The sequence below is a fragment of the Sphingomonas astaxanthinifaciens DSM 22298 genome, from assembly GCF_000711715.1.
Lineage (GTDB): Bacteria > Pseudomonadota > Alphaproteobacteria > Sphingomonadales > Sphingomonadaceae > Sphingomicrobium > Sphingomicrobium astaxanthinifaciens_A.
In genome coordinates this window covers 322363-337553 of sequence record NZ_JONN01000001.1, presented here as the reverse complement: position 1 = coordinate 337553, position 15191 = coordinate 322363, and the positions used below count along the sequence as shown (strand labels likewise).

General features: G+C 68.9%; 10 protein-coding genes. 3 read left to right on the top strand and 7 right to left on the bottom strand.

Annotated elements, in window-relative coordinates; all coding sequences use genetic code 11:
- Nucleotides 1-2: 2 nt before the first annotated feature.
- The 6 genes from BS69_RS0101710 to gltB all read right to left on the bottom strand — a co-directional run bounded on the left by BS69_RS0101710 (nucleotide 3) and on the right by gltB (nucleotide 11734).
- Nucleotides 3-3179 (bottom strand): efflux RND transporter permease subunit, encoded by a 3177-nt coding sequence (locus tag BS69_RS0101710; RefSeq protein WP_029940264.1) that lies wholly within the window; start codon nucleotides 3177-3179, stop codon nucleotides 3-5.
- A gap of 56 nt (nucleotides 3180-3235) precedes the next feature.
- Nucleotides 3236-4504, bottom strand: coding sequence for an efflux RND transporter periplasmic adaptor subunit (locus BS69_RS0101705; protein ID WP_029940263.1), 1269 nt, complete (start codon nucleotides 4502-4504; stop codon nucleotides 3236-3238).
- Nucleotides 4501-4914 (bottom strand): hypothetical protein, encoded by a 414-nt coding sequence (locus tag BS69_RS0101700; RefSeq protein ID WP_029940262.1) that lies wholly within the window; start codon nucleotides 4912-4914, stop codon nucleotides 4501-4503. The genes BS69_RS0101705 and BS69_RS0101700 overlap by 4 nt, the downstream gene beginning before the upstream one ends.
- 274 nt (nucleotides 4915-5188) lie before the next feature.
- A complete protein-coding gene (locus BS69_RS0101695; RefSeq protein ID WP_029940261.1) occupies nucleotides 5189-5803 on the bottom strand; it encodes a TetR/AcrR family transcriptional regulator in 615 nt (204 codons plus the stop codon).
- Nucleotides 5804-5851: 48 nt separating this feature from the next.
- A complete protein-coding gene (locus BS69_RS0101690; RefSeq protein ID WP_029940260.1) occupies nucleotides 5852-7249 on the bottom strand; it encodes a glutamate synthase subunit beta in 1398 nt (465 codons plus the stop codon).
- A gap of 3 nt (nucleotides 7250-7252) precedes the next feature.
- Nucleotides 7253-11734: a glutamate synthase large subunit gene (gene gltB, locus BS69_RS0101685; protein WP_029940259.1), complete on the bottom strand. Its 4482-nt coding sequence runs from the start codon at nucleotides 11732-11734 to the stop codon at nucleotides 7253-7255.
- 341 nt (nucleotides 11735-12075) lie between these two features.
- Between gltB and BS69_RS0101680 the strand changes: the two genes are divergently transcribed.
- Genes BS69_RS0101680 through BS69_RS0101670 form a run of 3 tightly spaced genes read left to right on the top strand, consistent with a single transcriptional unit; the run spans nucleotide 12076 to nucleotide 14598 of the window.
- Nucleotides 12076-12822, top strand: coding sequence for a TorF family putative porin (locus BS69_RS0101680; protein ID WP_029940258.1), 747 nt, complete (start codon nucleotides 12076-12078; stop codon nucleotides 12820-12822).
- A gap of 26 nt (nucleotides 12823-12848) precedes the next feature.
- Nucleotides 12849-13187 (top strand): P-II family nitrogen regulator, encoded by a 339-nt coding sequence (locus BS69_RS0101675; protein ID WP_029940257.1) that lies wholly within the window; start codon nucleotides 12849-12851, stop codon nucleotides 13185-13187.
- 13 nt (nucleotides 13188-13200) lie between these two features.
- On the top strand, nucleotides 13201-14598 hold the full coding sequence (locus tag BS69_RS0101670) for an ammonium transporter (RefSeq protein WP_029940256.1): 1398 nt from the start codon (nucleotides 13201-13203) through the stop codon (nucleotides 14596-14598).
- Between the two features lie 57 nt (nucleotides 14599-14655).
- On the opposite strand, the gene BS69_RS0101665 is transcribed toward BS69_RS0101670, so the two are convergent.
- On the bottom strand, nucleotides 14656-14961 hold the full coding sequence (locus tag BS69_RS0101665) for a hypothetical protein (RefSeq protein WP_029940255.1): 306 nt from the start codon (nucleotides 14959-14961) through the stop codon (nucleotides 14656-14658).
- Between the last annotated feature and the right edge of the window lie 230 nt (nucleotides 14962-15191).

The window sequence follows — 15191 nt, the reverse complement described above, 5'->3', positions numbered from 1 at the left end:
CCTCATTCGGCCGGCAGCAAGGCTGGCTCGGACGACTTGCCGGCCGGGCGGCGGCGCAGGCGTTCCGCCAGGCTCCGGCAGACGACGTAGAAGGTCGGCGTGAAGATGAGCCCGAAGGCGGTGACTCCGACCATCCCGAAGAACACCGCCGTCCCCAGCGCCTGCCGAAGCTCGGCCCCCGCCCCGGTCGCGATCAGCAGCGGGACCGAGCCCAGGATGAAGGCGAAGCTCGTCATCAGGATCGGCCGGAGCCGGTCGCGCGCGGCGCGCACCGCCGCCTCGATCGGGCTCATGCCCGCGGCTTCGTCCTGCTGCGCGAACTCGACGATCAGGATGGCGTTCTTCGCCGCGAGCGCGATCAGCACCACGAGCCCGACCTGCGTCAGGACATTATTGTCCATGCCGCGCAGGTTCACGCCGACCATCGCGGCGAGCAGGCACATCGGCACGATGAGGATGATCGCCAGCGGCAGCACCAGGCTCTCGAACTGCGCCGCCAGCACTAGGAAGACGAACAGCACCGCCAGCGCGAACACCAGTGTCGCGGTGCTTCCCGCCGCCTTCTGCTGATAGGCGATTCCCGTCCATTCGGTCCGGAAGCCCGCGGGGAGCACTTCGGCGGCCAGCTTCTCCATCGCATTGAGCGACTGGCCCGAGGAATAGCCCGGCGCGGTATCGCCATCGATCTCCACCGCCGGGAAGCCGTTGTAGCGCGACACGCGATAGGGCCCCGTTCGGTCCTCGAAGGTCGCGACCGAGCCGATCGGCACCATCGCGCCCGAGTTGGAGCGGGCCTTGAGGTTGGCGATGTCGGCCTCGCTCGCCCGATAGGGCGCGTCGGCCTGCGCGGTCACCCGGTAGGTCCGGCCCAAGAGGTTGAAGTCGTTGACGAAGGCCGAGCCGAGATAGACCTGGAGCGCCTCGAAGATGCGCTCGGGCGGCACGCCGAGCATGTCGGCCTTGACCCGGTCGATATCGGCATAGACGCGCGGGGTCGTCACATCGAACAAGGTGTAGACCTGGCGCAGGCCCGGCGTCTGGTTGGCCTTGCCGATCAGCGCCCACGACAGGCCGCTCAGTTCCTGGAAGCTGTGCCCGCCGGTGTCCTGCACGATCATCCGATAGCCCCCGGCCGAGCCGATGCCCTGGATCAGCGGCGGCGGCACGATCAGCAGCCGCGCCTCGTTGATGTCGGTGGTGCGCTTCTGCGCTTCGGCCATGATGTCCTTGAGCGACACGCCGAGCTTCGCCCTCTCCTCGAACGACTGGAGCGGGATGTAGGCGGCGGCGGCATTGGGAGCCTGGGTCTGCGACGCGCCGTCGAAGCCCGCCAGCATGACCGCGCCCTTGACCCCGGGGATCGGCGTGATTCGCGCGGCGACCTTGCGCATCACCGCGTCGGTCCGCTCGAGCGACGAGCCGGCGGGCAACTGGATGACAGTCAGGAAATAACCCTGGTCCTGCGCCGGGATGAAGCCCGTCGGGGTGACCGCGAAGATCCCCACCGTCAACGCGATCAGCACCGCATAGGCCGCCATCATCCGCTTGGGCGCCTGGACCAGCTTCCGGGTTAGGCCGGCATAAGCCTCGCCGAACCGCTCGAACGCTCGGTTGAAGCGGTCGCCCGCGCCTTGCGCCAGCGCGGCGAGCCGGTTCTTCGGCGGCTCGTGACCGTGCGGCTTGAGCAGCAGCGCGGCCATCGCCGGCGACAGGGTCAGCGACAGCAGCAGCGAGATGAGCGTCGCCGCCGAGATGGTCACCGCGAACTGGTGGTAGAAAGCACCCGACAGGCCGTTCAGGAACAGGGTCGGCAGGAACACCGCGCACAGCACCAGCACGATCGCGACCAGCGCGCCCGCCACCTCGTCCATCGAGGTCCGCGCCGCCTCGAGCCCGGTCATGCCCTTGGCGAGGTTGCGCTCGACATTCTCGACCACGACGATGGCGTCGTCGACCACGATCCCGATCGCCAGCACCAGCCCGAACAACGACAGGTTGTTGAGCGAATAACCGACCATCTGCAGCACCGCGAAGGTGCCGATCAGCGAGACGGGGATGGCGAGCACCGGAATGAGCGCCGCGCGCCAGCGCTGGAGGAAGACGAGGATCACCAGCACCACGAGGACGATCGCTTCGAGCAACGTATGGCCGACCGCGTCGATCGACTGGGCGATGAATTCGGTGGGATTGTAGATCACCTTGTATTCGAGCCCCGGCGGGAAGCTCTTGGAGGCCGCCTCCATTTCCTTCTTCACCAGCTCGGCGGCGGCGAGCGCGTTCGAGCCGGGCCGCTGGAACACGCCGAGCAGCACCGTCGGCTCGCCCGACAGATAGGTATTGGAGGCATAGTCGGCCGCGCCGAGCTCGACCCGGGCGATATCCGAGACCCGCACTTGGCGGCCGTCGGGATCGCTGCGGATCACGACCTGCGCGAACTGCTGGGGGTCGGTCAGCCGGCCCTGCGCCTCGACATTGAGCTGGTAGGCCGCGCCCGTGTTGTAGGGCGGCTGGCCGAGCGTGCCCGCGGCGACCTGGACGTTCTGCGCCCGAAGCGCGGCGACGATCTCCCCCGCCGTCAGGTCGAGCGCGGCGGCGCGGCTGGGGTCGATCCACACCCGCATCGCATAATCGCGCGCGCCGAACAGCTGGACGTCACCGACCCCGTCCAATCGCGCGAGACGGTCGCGGATCTGGGTCAGCGCGTAATTGCTCATGTAGCCGCGGTCGAGCTTGTTGCCCGGCGAGACGAGGTTCACCACCATCAGGAAGTCGGGCGAGGTCTTGCGCGTGACGACGCCGAGGCGCTGCACTTCCTGCGGCAGCCGCGGGGCGGCGATCGCGACGCGGTTCTGGACCAGCACCTGCGCGGCGTTGAGGTCGGTGCCCTGGCGGAAGGTGACGGTGATCGTCAGCCGCCCGTCGCCGGTCGATTGCGAGGACATGTAGATCATGCCGTCGACGCCGTTGATCTCCTGCTCGATCGGCGCCGCGACGGTGCTCGCGACGGTCTCGGCCGAGGCGCCGGGATAGCTCGCGCTGACCGTCACGGTCGGCGGCACGATGTCGGGATATTGCGACACCGGCAGCGCGAAATAGGCGATGGCGCCCATCACCGTGATGAGGATGGCGAGCACCGCCGCGAAGATCGGGCGGGTGATGAAGAAACGGGACAGGCGCATGGGTGCGGCTCCTCGCCGGGGCGTGGGTTCGTTGAGTATCGATTGGCGGCGCGGGGTCAGCGGGCCGTGAAGGTCGCCTCGCCCGCCGGCTGGGAAGGCGCTGCCGGCGCGGCCGTGGCGGGCCTGGGCTGGATCACTCCGGGCTTCACCTTCACCTTGGCGCCGGGCATGGCGAGCTGCGCGCCGGCGATCACCACCCGGTCATTGGGCGAGAGCCCTGAGCGAATGACCCGCAGGCCGTCGAGCAGCGGCCCGACCGTGACGGGCCGCGGCGACAGGCTGCCGTCGCTTGCCACCACCGTCACCACCTTGCGCGCCTGGTCGGTCTGGACCGCTTCGTCGGGCACCATCAGCGCCATCGTCGCAGCGCCGCTGGCAAGCCGCGCATTGCCGAACATCCCCGGCGTGAGGAAACCGGTCGGGTTGGCGATCACCGCGCGCAGGCGGATGGTCCCGGAGCGCCCGTCGATCCCGTTGTCGGTGAAGTCGAGCCGGCCGCGCCACTTGTAGTCGCGCTCGTCCTGGAGCCGGATCGCGACCTCGCTCGAGCCTGCCCCGCTCTCCCGCGCCCGGCGGGCCTTGAGGTAGAGCGCTTCCGAGGCGTCGAAGGTGAAATAGACCGGGTCGAGGGCGTTGATGGTCGTGAGCAGGGTCGCCTCCCCCGCGCCGATCCCGCCGGCGACGAGATTGCCGGCATCGATCCGCCGGTCGGAGATCCGCCCGCTGATCGGCGCGCGGACCTGGGTGAAGCTGAGGTCCAGCGCGCGCGAGCGGACCCGGGCCTGCGCCGCGGCCAGCGCCGCCTGCGCCGCCTGGACCCTGGCGCGAAGCCGGTCGACGTCGCTGCGCGAGACCGCATCCACCTCGAGCAGGCGGGTCGCCCGGCCGAGGTCGGCGCTGGCGAGCGACAGGTCGCTCCGCGCGCTCTGCACCGCCGCCTGCGCTTCGGCGAGCGCCGCGGCGAACGGCCGGGCATCGATGGTGAAGAGGAGCTGGCCCTGACGCACATAGGCGCCGTCCTGGAAGTGGACCCCGGTGATCGCGCCCGAGACCCGCGGGCGGACCTCGACCGACCGGCTCGCCTCGAACCGGCCCGAATAATCGTCCCACTCGGTGATCTGGCGGACGACCGGCGCCGCCGCGGTGACGGTCGCTGGCGGCGGCGCGGCATCGGCCGGGCCCCCTTGGGCATTGGCGAAATAAAGCCCGCCCGCGACCGCGATCGGAAGCACGCCGAGCAGGATCTTCTGTCCCCGCGTCAGCCCTCGCCGGGACAGCGCGAGAGGGGTCGCCTCGTCGCTCTTGATGGTGGTGGCCACGTTCACCGGCTCCGCCTCCGCACCCGGGCGGCATTGCGGCCCTGGGCGATACTGGCCTGGATGAGTTCGAGCTGGGCGAGCGTGAAGCCGGCCTCGACGAAGGCGTCGATCTCGCTCTGCGGAATGGTCCAGCCGCGCCGCCACGCCCAGACCGCGATCCGGCGCAGCGTCTCGCTCCGGCTGTTGGCGAGCTTGTTGGGCTGGCCGAGGCCGAACAGCATCTCCATCGCTTTGGCCAGCCGCCCGGGTTCGCGCAGGCTGGCCAGGCTGTCATGCTCGGCCAGCGCGACGATCGACCAGTCGAAGGCCGACAGCCGCGCGGGCTCGGGAGCCGGCTGCGAGGCGACGAGGGTGAGGCGCGGCGCCGGCGAAGCGGCGCGCGCGGGTTCGGGGAGGGTCAAGGGCAAGGACGCCATGCAAATGTCTCCTGTTCACCGGTCGCGCCGGCTCGCTCCCGGAATCGCGCGATTCCGAGCCTGTTTCGTGTCGATTGGACGCAAGGCTCCCACCGGCGGGCGCGTCGGCCTGCCACTCGGCGGAGCACGAAAATCTATGATCGGAAGGGTTCGCCCTTCCCGCGTGTCGCCGTGAAGCGACTCAAACCTTTCCTGCCACCTGTTCTATACTGAACGGTATATAAACGCGGCCCGCCTCGGTCAAGAGTTCTGTACCGTGCGGTAGAAAACTTTTTTAGCGCCCCGGCCAGACCGCGAGGCTGGTCCGCACGACATCCTCGAGCTGCTCGTGCGAGGCGCCGCTATTGGCCTGCACCGACAGGCCCTGGAGGATCGCCAGCAGGTAGTTGGTGATGCTCTCGGGATCGGTCCCGGCGGGAAAATCGCCGTCGGCGACCGCCTTTGCCATCCGCGCGACCAGCGCCGCCTGCGACGAAGCGCGGCGGGCGTGAAGATCCTCGCGGACCGAGGCCGCCTCGGCGCCGCAGGTCATCGAGGTGATGACCCGGAGGCAGCCGCGCGGCTCGCACTCGCTCCCGCCAAGATTCTCGAGCGCGCCCGTCAGCAGCCGCTCGACCACGCCGCGCGAGGTCGGGGCCGCCAGCGCCTCGCTGACATAGGCCAGCTTCTCGCGTTCGTAGAGGTCGAGCGCCTTGCGGAAGAGCTCTTCCTTGTTGCCGAAGGCCGCATAGAGGCTGGGCCTCGTGATCCCCATCGCCTCGGTGAGATCGCTCAGCGACGAGCCCTCGTAACCCTTGGTCCAGAACACGCCGAGGGCCGCCGTCAGCGCCTGGTCGACGCAGAACTCGCGGGGCCTGCCCTTGCCCAGATGCCGCTCGGGGATATTCATATCGAGCGGTATATAAGTCGCCGTCACCGGCTTGTCCAATGCCGGTGACTAAAGTCTGCTCAGCGCCTTGTGCACCGCCGCCGCGCAGTCGCGGCCCTCGCGGATCGCCCAGACGACCAGGCTCTGTCCGCGCCGCGCGTCGCCGCAGGCGAACACCCGCGGGCGCGAGGTCGCGAAATCCTTCGCCCCGGCGAGGATCGACTCGCCGGCCAGTTCGAGGCCCCCGCCCTGGGCTGGGAAGCTGGTGCCGGTGAAGCCCATGGCGAGCAGCACGAGGTCGGCAGGGATATGGCTGTCCGACCCCTCGACGGGCTCGGGCCGCCCCTCGTCCCACCGGATCCGCGTGAAGCGCAGCCGCTCGACCCTGCCCTCGCCCTCGAACGCCGCGGTCATCACCGCAAAGTCCCGTGCGCAGCCTTCTTCCTGGCTGGTCGAGGTGCGCATCCGCAGCGGCCAGTTCGGCCAGGTCAGCGCCTTGTCCTCGCGCGCCGGTGGTTCGGGCATGATCTCCAACTGGGTGACCGAGGCGGCGCCCTGCCGGTTGGCGGTCCCGATGCAGTCCGAGCCCGTGTCGCCGCCCCCGATCACCACCACATGCTTGCCCGTCGCGGTGATCGGCTCAGCGGTCTCCCCGTCCCCCGCCACGCGCCGGTTCTGCTGGGTCAGATAATCCATCGCATAGTGAACCCCGGCGAGCTCGCGCCCGGGAATGGCGAGGTCGCGCGGCCGCTCGGCCCCGGCGGCAACCACCACCATCTCGTAATCGTCGAGCAGCCGGTCGAGCGTGACCTCGGTCCCGACCTCGACATTGGTCCGGAACAGCACGCCCTCGCGCTCCATCTGCGCGACCCGCCGGTCGATGAGGCTCTTGGCGAGCTTGAAGTCGGGAATGCCGTAGCGGAGCAGCCCGCCGATCCGGTCGGCCTTCTCGAACACGGTCGGATTATGGCCCATCCGCGCGAGCTGCTGCGCGCAGGCGAGCCCCGCCGGTCCCGACCCGACGATCGCCACCCGCCGCCCGGTCCCGCGCGCCGCCAGTCGCGGGGTGACCCAGCCTTCGCGGAAGGCACGGTCGGCGATTTCGCACTCGATCGACTTGATGGTCACCGGATTGTCGTCGAGGTTCAGGGTGCAGGCCGCTTCGCACGGCGCCGGACAGACCCGCCCGGTGAACTCGGGGAAGTTGTTGGTCGCGTGCAGCCGCTCGCTCGCCGCCTTCCAGTCCTGCTCGCTGACCAGCTCGTTCCAGTCGGGGATGAGATTGTTCACCGGGCAGGCCGAGTGGCAGAAGGGAATCCCGCATTCCATGCAGCGCTCGGCCTGGCGCGCGACGGTCTCGGGCGGAAGCGGGAGGGCGAACTCGTCCCAGCTCTTCACCCGCTCGGCGGCGGGCCGGTCCGGCCGCTCGTGCCGCGCGATGTCGAGGAAGCCGGTGGGGTTCGCCATCGCCTACTCCGCCGCCAGCACGGCGCTGCTGAGCGCCCGGCGATAGTCGTGCGGCATGACCTGGACGAACTGCCCCGCCGCCCGCGCCCAATCGTCCAGCAGGGACTTCGCCCGGGCGCTGCCGGTGAGCACGTGGTGTCGCTCGACCAGGCTGCGCAGCCGGTCCGCGTCCTCGACCGCTTCGAGCCCGACCCCGGCGAGGTTGGCGAGCTCGCCGAGCCTCGTTTCCGGGTCCCACACCCAGGCGATCCCGCCTGACATGCCCGCGGCGAAATTCCGACCGACCCGGCCCAGCACCACCACCAGCCCGCCCGTCATATATTCGCAGCCATGGTCGCCGGTCCCCTCGACCACCGCCACCGCGCCCGAGTTGCGGACCGCGAAGCGCTCGCCCGCCACGCCTGCGAAAAAGGCCTCGCCCGAGGTCGCGCCATAAAGACAGGTGTTGCCGACGATGATGTTGTCGGCGGCCTCGCGCGCAACGCCCTCGGGCTGGCGGACGACCAGCCGCCCGCCGCTCAGGCCCTTGCCGGCATAGTCGTTGGCGTCGCCGATGAGCTCGAGCGTCAGCCCGCGCGCGACGAAGGCGCCGAAGCTCTGGCCCGCCGTTCCCGTTAGCACCGCGTGAATGCTCCCGTCGGGCAGGCCGTCGGGCCCGAGCCGCCGCGCGATCTCGCCCGAGGCGAAGGCCCCGACCGCGCGATCGACATTGCCGACGGGAAGGTCGATCCGCGCCGGAAGCCTGCCGTCCAGCGCCGCGACCAGCGCATCGTCAATCGCTTGCGCCGATGGCGCCCGAACCCCCTTCACGAAGCGCCGCGCCGCGCCCGCCTTCGGCATCCGCAACAGTTTCGTCAGGTCCGCCCCGCGCGCCTTGCCGGCCGCCACCTCGCGCTGGCGAAGGAGATCGACCCGCCCGATCATCTCCTCGACCGTGCGAAGCCCGAGCCCCGCCATGATCTCGCGCAGTTCCTCGGCGACGAAGAAGAAATAGTTGATGACGTGCTCGGGCGTGCCGGCGAACTTGGCCCGCAGCCGCGCGTCCTGCGTCGCGATCCCCACCGGGCAGGTGTTGAGGTGACACTTGCGCATCATGATGCAGCCCGCGGCGATCAGCGGCGCGGTCGCGAAGCCATATTCGTCCGCGCCTAAGAGCGCCGCCACCGCCACGTCGCGCCCGGTCCTGAGGCCCCCGTCGGCCTGCACCACGATCCGGTCGCGCAGGCCGTTGAGGATCAGGGTCTGCTGGGTCTCGGCCAGCCCCAGCTCCCACGGGCTCCCGGCATGGGTCAGCGAAGTCAGCGGCGAGGCGCCCGTTCCGCCTTCATAGCCCGAGATGGTGAGGTGGTCGGCGGTGCATTTGACCACGCCCGCCGCGACCGTGCCGACGCCCGCCTCGGCCACCAGCTTGACCGACACCCGCGCCTTGGGATTGACCGAGCGCAGGTCGAAGATGAGCTGCGCCAGGTCCTCGATCGAATAGATGTCGTGGTGCGGCGGCGGCGAGATGAGCCCGACGCCCGGGGTCGAGTGGCGCACCGCCGCGATCTGGCGATCGACCTTGTGCCCCGGAAGCTGCCCGCCCTCGCCCGGCTTGGCGCCCTGCGCGATCTTGATCTGGATGTCGTCGGCATTGACCAGATAATCGGCGGTGACCCCGAACCGGCCCGAGGCGACCTGCTTGATGCTCGACCGTTCGTCGGTGGCAAAGCGCGCGCGCTCCTCGCCACCCTCGCCGGTGTTCGACTTGCCGCCGATCCGGTTCATCGCCTTCGCCAGCGTCACATGCGCCTCGCGGCTGATCGAGCCGAAGCTCATCGCGCCCGTCGCGAAGCGCTTCACGATTGCGCTGGCCGGCTCGACCTCGTCCAGCGGCACGGGCGGCCCGGCCGGCCGGAATTCGAGCAGGCTGCGCACCGTCAGCAGCGCCGCGCTGCGCTGGTTCATCTCGTCGGCATAAGCGCGATATTTGTCGGGGAGGTTGCCGCGCACCGCATGCTGGAGATGGGCGATGGTCCCCGGCGTCCAGGCATGGGCCTCGCCGCCCGCACGAAAGGCATAGAGCCCGCCCACATCGAGCCGCCCGACCTCGGGCTCATGCGCCGCCCGGTGCCGCGCCGCGCTTTCCTCGGCGATCTCGGCGAGCCCCGCGCCTTCGATGCTGGTCGCGGTGCCGGTGAAATAGCGCTCGACGAAGGCTGAGTTCAGCCCGACCGCGTCGAAGATCTGCGCCCCGCAATAGGATTGGAAGGTCGAGATGCCCATCTTGGACATGACCTTGAGCAGGCCCTTGCCGACCGCCTTGATGAAATTGGCCTGCCCCTCCTCGGCGCTCACCCGCAGCTTGCCGCGAGCGGCGAGGTCGTCGATCACGTCGAACGCCAGCCACGGATTGACCGCTTCCGCGCCATAGCCCGCGAGCACCGCGAAATGATGCACCTCGCGCGCTTCGCCGGTCTCGATGACGAGGCCGGTCTGCATCCTGAGGCCCTGCCGGATCAGGTGATGGTGGACCGCGCCGGTCGCCAGCGCGGCGGGGATCGGAATCCGCCCCGGCCCTTCCTTGCGGTCGGACAGGATCAGCACGTTGATGTCCGCCAGCACCGCCTCGGTCGCTTCCCAGCACAATCGCTGCACCGCCGCCTCGAGGCTCTGGGCATCGCCCCCGCTCGGCCAGGTCGCGTCGAGCGTCGCGGTCCGGAACGCCCCGTCGAGCGTGTCATGGATCGAGCGGACCTTCTCGAGGTCCTCGTTGGTCAGGATCGGCTGGCTGACCTCGAGCCGTTTGTGGTTGCCGGCATGGTGGCCGAGCAAATTCGGCCGCGGCCCGATCATCGAGACGAGGCTCATCACCAGGCTCTCGCGAATGGGGTCGATCGGCGGGTTGGTGACCTGCGCGAAATTCTGCTTGAAATAATCGTAGAGCAGCCGCGGCCGCTGCGACAGCAGGGCAAGCGGCGTATCGGTCCCCATCGACCCGACCGGATCGTCGGCCGCACTGGCCATCGGCCCAAGAAACAGCCGCAGATCTTCCTCGGTGTAGCCGAAGCTCAATTGCGTCCGCCGGAACACCGCCGCGTCGGGCGGCCGTACCAGCGGGTTCGATCCTGCCGGCAGGTCCTTCAGGTTGAACTGAGTCTCGCGCAGCCATTCGCCATAAGGCTCGGCCCCGGCGAGCTCGGCCTTGATCTCCTCGTCCTCGACGATCCGGCCGTGCTCGAGGTCGATCAGCAGCATCCGCCCCGGCTGGAGCCGCCACTTGCGGACGATCCTGTCCTCGGGGATCGGTAGCACCCCGCTCTCCGACGCCATCACGACGAGGTCGTCGTCGGTGACGAGGAAGCGCGCGGGCCTCAGGCCATTGCGGTCGAGCGTCGCACCGATCTGCCGCCCGTCGGTGAAGGCGATCGCGGCCGGCCCGTCCCACGGCTCCATCAGCGCGGCATGATATTCGTAGAAGGCGCGGCGCTTCCCTTCCATCTCCGGGTGCCCGGCCCAGGCTTCGGGGATCAGGAGCATCACCGCATGCGGCAGCGAATAGCCGCCCGCGACCAGCAGCTCGAGCGCATTGTCGAGGCAGGCGGTGTCCGACTGTCCGTGCGGGATGATCGGCCACATCTTGTCGAGGTCGGGCCCGAGCAGCGGCGATTCGAGCGTCCGCCGCCGCGCATTCATCCAATTGACGTTGCCGCGCACGGTGTTGATCTCGCCGTTGTGCGCGATGAACCGATAGGGATGCGCCAGCTTCCAGCTCGGGAAGGTGTTGGTCGAGAAGCGCTGGTGGACCATCGCCAGCGCCGAGACGGTCAGCGGATTGGCGAGGTCGGTGTAGAATAAGCCCACCTGGTGCGGCAGCAGCAGCCCTTTGTAGACGAGCGTCCGGCTCGAGAAGCTGGCGATGTAGAAATCGGCGAGTTCCGGCTGCCCGCGCTTCTCGGCCAGCTCGCGCAGGGGATTGAGCGTCTGCTTGCGGATCACGAGCAGCTTGCGTTCGAACGCCGCCGCGTCGCGCGTGTCGGGACCGCGCCCGACGATCGCCTGGCGGATCACCGGCACCGTCGCCCGCACCGAGGGACCGAGCACGTCCGCGTCGACCGGCACGTCGCGCCAGCCAAGGAAGACCTGCCCCTCCTTGGCGACGAACCGCTCGAGCCGTTCCTCGGCGATTGCGCGGCTTTGCGCGTCGACCGGCAGGAAGCACATCGCGACCGCATAGTCGCCGGCGGGGGGAAGCGTGACGCCCGCCTGTCCGGCCCAGTCGCGCAACAGCGCATCGGGAAGCTGGATGAGGCAGCCCGACCCGTCGGCCATGTCGGGATCGGCGCCGACCCCGCCCCGGTGATGGAGGTTGGCGAGGATCTGCAGCCCCTGGCCGATGATCGCGTGGCTGGCCTCGCCCTTCACATGGGCGACGAAACCCATCCCGCAGCTGTCATGCTCGCGGGCGGGATCATAGAGTCCGGAAGGCGCCGGGACCCGTTGCAACGTCGCTCACGCTCCTTCTGCTGCAATGCACCATCACATCGTGGAGGCGTGGAGAGTGACGAGTCTTGCCGCCCCTAGCAAGGGGTCGGGTCCCGACCTGACCTAAATCGCTAGTGCCGCGCTCAGCAACCCAGTTTTTCCCGGTTTACCGAAGTTTCTCAAGTCCCCCCGCGAGGCTCCTGCGTCGGCCCGGTGATCGCCGCCCTGCTCGGATGTGAAATATTGTCGCGACCGTCGCGGCCCGTTGTGCGCCGCAGCAAAGGTCTGCATCATCTACAAGTTGAATGCGTAACCTGGAGCCGTCGCAAGGCCTTCGGCTCCCCAGCCAAGGGGGATCATCCATGCGCATTTCGACATTGTCCGTGCTGATCGCCGCTGTCGCCAGCCTCGCCGCCACGCCCGCGCTGGCGGAGGATGCCAAGGCATCGCCCGCCCTCACCGTCAGCGGCGGAGCAACTCTGGTCAGCGACTATCGCTTCCGCGGCATCTCCCAGACCGACCGCCGCTTCGCCGTCCAAGGCACCGTCACGCTCGCCCACAAGTCCGGCGTCTATGCCAGCGTCTGGGGCTCCTCGATCGACGATTATGTCGCCAATGGCGCCGACCAGGAGATCGACCTCATCCTCGGGGTGAAGCACAGCTTCGGCGACACCACGCTCGATGGCGGCCTGCTTTATTATTACTATCCCGGCTCGGGCGGGATCGCCTCGGACTTCGCCGAACCCTATTTCTCGGTCACCCAAGCCATGGGCCCGGTCAGCGCCAAGGCGCTGGTCGCCTATGCGCCGAGGCAGAACGGCCTCTCGATCGGCAACGGCCGCGAGGACAATCTCTATCTTGCCGGCGACCTCAGCTATGCCGTGCCCAAGTCGCCCTTCAGCCTGACCGCCCATGTCGGGCGCAGCATCGGGCCGAGCTACCTCACCATCGGCCGCGCCTACACCGACTGGAGTCTCGGCGCCGCCGCGACCTGGCACGGCTTCACGGTCGGCCTGACCTACGTCGACACCGACGGGCGCTTCACCACGCCCCGGGGCCGCAACGCCGCGGGACCGGGGATCGTGGGGTCGATCGGGGCAAGTTTCTGACGTTCCGCAACAGGGAGGGGCAAGACGTGAAATTGGTGCTCGCAATCATCAAACCCTTCATGGTCGAGCCCGTCCGGGAAGCGATCCTCGAGGTCGGGGTCCAGGGCATGACCGTGTCCGAGGTCCGCGGCTTTGGCCGCCAGAAAGGCCAGCCGGTCTTCTATCGCGGCGCCGAATATGACACCCAGTTCGTGCCCAAGGCGCGGGTCGAGATCGCGGTCGAGGACGACCTTGCCCCCCGCGTCGTCGAGGCAATCGAGAACACCGCCAAGACCGGCACCATCGGCGACGGCAAGATCTTCGTCCTCGATCTCGAAAAGGCGGTCCGGATCCGCACCGGCGAGACCGGCGATGACGCGCTCTGAGAAAGGAAGCAGCATGAAGCTCCGCACCCGCTTCGGCCGTTTCCCGGCCGCCCTCGCCCTCTCCGCCCTCGCCGCCAGCCCCGCGCTGGCACAGGCCGCCGCAGCCGCGCCGCCTACCCCCGACAAGGGCGATACCGCCTGGATGCTGGTCTCCTCGGCGCTGGTGCTGATGATGTCGGTCCCCGGCCTCGCGCTCTTCTACGGCGGGCTGGTGCGCGCCAAGAACATGCTCTCGGTGCTGATGCAGGTGCTGACCATCGTCGCCATCGCGGCCCTGGTCTGGATCGGCTGGGGCTACAGCCTGTCCTTCACCCCCGGCAACGCCTTCATCGGCGGCCTCTCCAAGGCCTTCCTCGCCGGGGTCGACGCGAGCAGCCTCGCCGCGACCTTCTCCAACGGCGTCTACATTCCGGAATATGCCTACATCGTCTTCCAGATGACCTTCGCCTGCATCACGCCGGCGCTGATCGTCGGGGCCTTTGCCGAGCGGGTGCGCTTCTGGCCGCTGATGCTGTTCGTCGTCCTCTGGCTGACCATCGTCTATTTCCCGATGGCGCACATGGTCTGGTACTGGGCCGGTCCCGACTTCCTCCCCAACCAGCCGGGCGATTATGGCCTCCTCTACGGCTGGGGCGCGCTCGACTTCGCGGGCGGGACCGTGGTCCACATCAACGCAGGGATTGCCGGGCTCGTGGGCTGCCTCGTGATCGGCAAGCGCATCGGCTACAATAGCGAGCCCTTGCCTCCGCACAGCCTGGTCATGACCATGATCGGCGCTTCGCTCCTGTGGGTCGGCTGGTTCGGCTTCAACGCGGGCTCCAACCTGGAAGCGAACGGCATCACCGCGCTCGCCTTCCTCAACACCTTCGTCGCCACCGCCGCCGCCGCGCTTGCCTGGGCTCTCATCGAGCAGTTCATCCACGGCAAGTCCTCGCTGCTGGGCGCGGTCACCGGCGCGGTGGCGGGGCTGGTCGCGATCACCCCGGCGGCGGGGTTCGGCGCGCCGGGCACCTCGATCCTGCTCGGCGCGGTCGCCTCCGCGGTCTGCTTCTTCTTCGTCGCCAAGGTGAAGAACCGCTTCGGCTATGACGACAGCCTCGACGTCTTCGGGGTCCATTGCGTGGGGGGGATCGTCGGCGCGATCGGCACAGGCATCGTCGCCGCCCCCGCGCTCGGCGGACAGGGCTGGATCGATTACACCGTGCTCCCCGCGGTGCCCGGCGCCTATGACATGGCGGGGCAGGTGCTGACCCAGCTCAAGGCGGTCGGCCTCACCCTCCTCTGGTCAGGCAGCGTCTCGGCGGTGCTGTTCTTCGCCATCGACAAGACCATCGGCCTGCGTCCGGCCAGGGATGCCGAGCGCGAGGGCCTCGACATCAGCGCGCATGGCGAGCGCGCCTATAACTACTGACACGAAAAAGGCGGGGCGGGCCGACCGGCCATCCCCGCCTCTTTGTCTCACCAATCCTCAGGCCGCGCGCGGAAGCTCGACCTGCTCGTTGGTCGCGGCCTGCGCTTCGACCGCTTTGCCCTCCGCCACGCGCTGGACGCGGTCCGGGAGGAAGGTGCGGCTGGCGAACACCAGCACGCCGAGGCCGAGGTAGATCCCGACCATCAGCAGCGGCGCGAAGATGATTCCCGCCGCCAGCGGCACGCGCAGGAAGTTGGGGTTGAAGCCGAGGTCGTGGCCGAGCGCCTCGCACACCCCCAGCAGCGTGTCGTTGCGAAACGCCACGTTGTTGCGGAAATAATCGGGGCTGGGCAGCAACTTCATCGTCTTTCTCCTGTCCGGCGACCGCCCGGGGCGGTGCTTGACCATTCAGATGCACAGGCCGTGCCATCCGGTGGTTTCGCTTTCCATTCCGAGACTTAATGGACACGCCTTCAAGCTGGTCGCCGTGTCCTGCCCTCCATGTTGGGAAGATGTCCCACTTTGTGAAGGGGTCGCTCGGCGGGCTGACCCCACCCCTCGACCAAAGACCGTGCCGTTCGACGAACCGCCGG

Excerpts from the sequence above, each read along its gene's own strand:
- BS69_RS0101680 (WP_029940258.1), top strand. The coding sequence starts at position 12,076 with ATGCGCATTTCGACATTGTCCGTGCTGATCGCCGCTGTCGCCAGCCTC.
- BS69_RS0101690 (WP_029940260.1), bottom strand. The coding sequence starts at position 7,249 with ATGGCGAACCCCACCGGCTTCCTCGACATCGCGCGGCACGAGCGGCCG.
- BS69_RS0101710 (WP_029940264.1), bottom strand. The coding sequence starts at position 3,179 with ATGCGCCTGTCCCGTTTCTTCATCACCCGCCCGATCTTCGCGGCGGTG.
- BS69_RS0101670 (WP_029940256.1), top strand. The coding sequence starts at position 13,201 with ATGAAGCTCCGCACCCGCTTCGGCCGTTTCCCGGCCGCCCTCGCCCTC.
- BS69_RS0101695 (WP_029940261.1), bottom strand. The coding sequence starts at position 5,803 with ATGAATATCCCCGAGCGGCATCTGGGCAAGGGCAGGCCCCGCGAGTTC.
- BS69_RS0101700 (WP_029940262.1), bottom strand. The coding sequence starts at position 4,914 with ATGGCGTCCTTGCCCTTGACCCTCCCCGAACCCGCGCGCGCCGCTTCG.
- BS69_RS0101665 (WP_029940255.1), bottom strand. The coding sequence starts at position 14,961 with ATGAAGTTGCTGCCCAGCCCCGATTATTTCCGCAACAACGTGGCGTTT.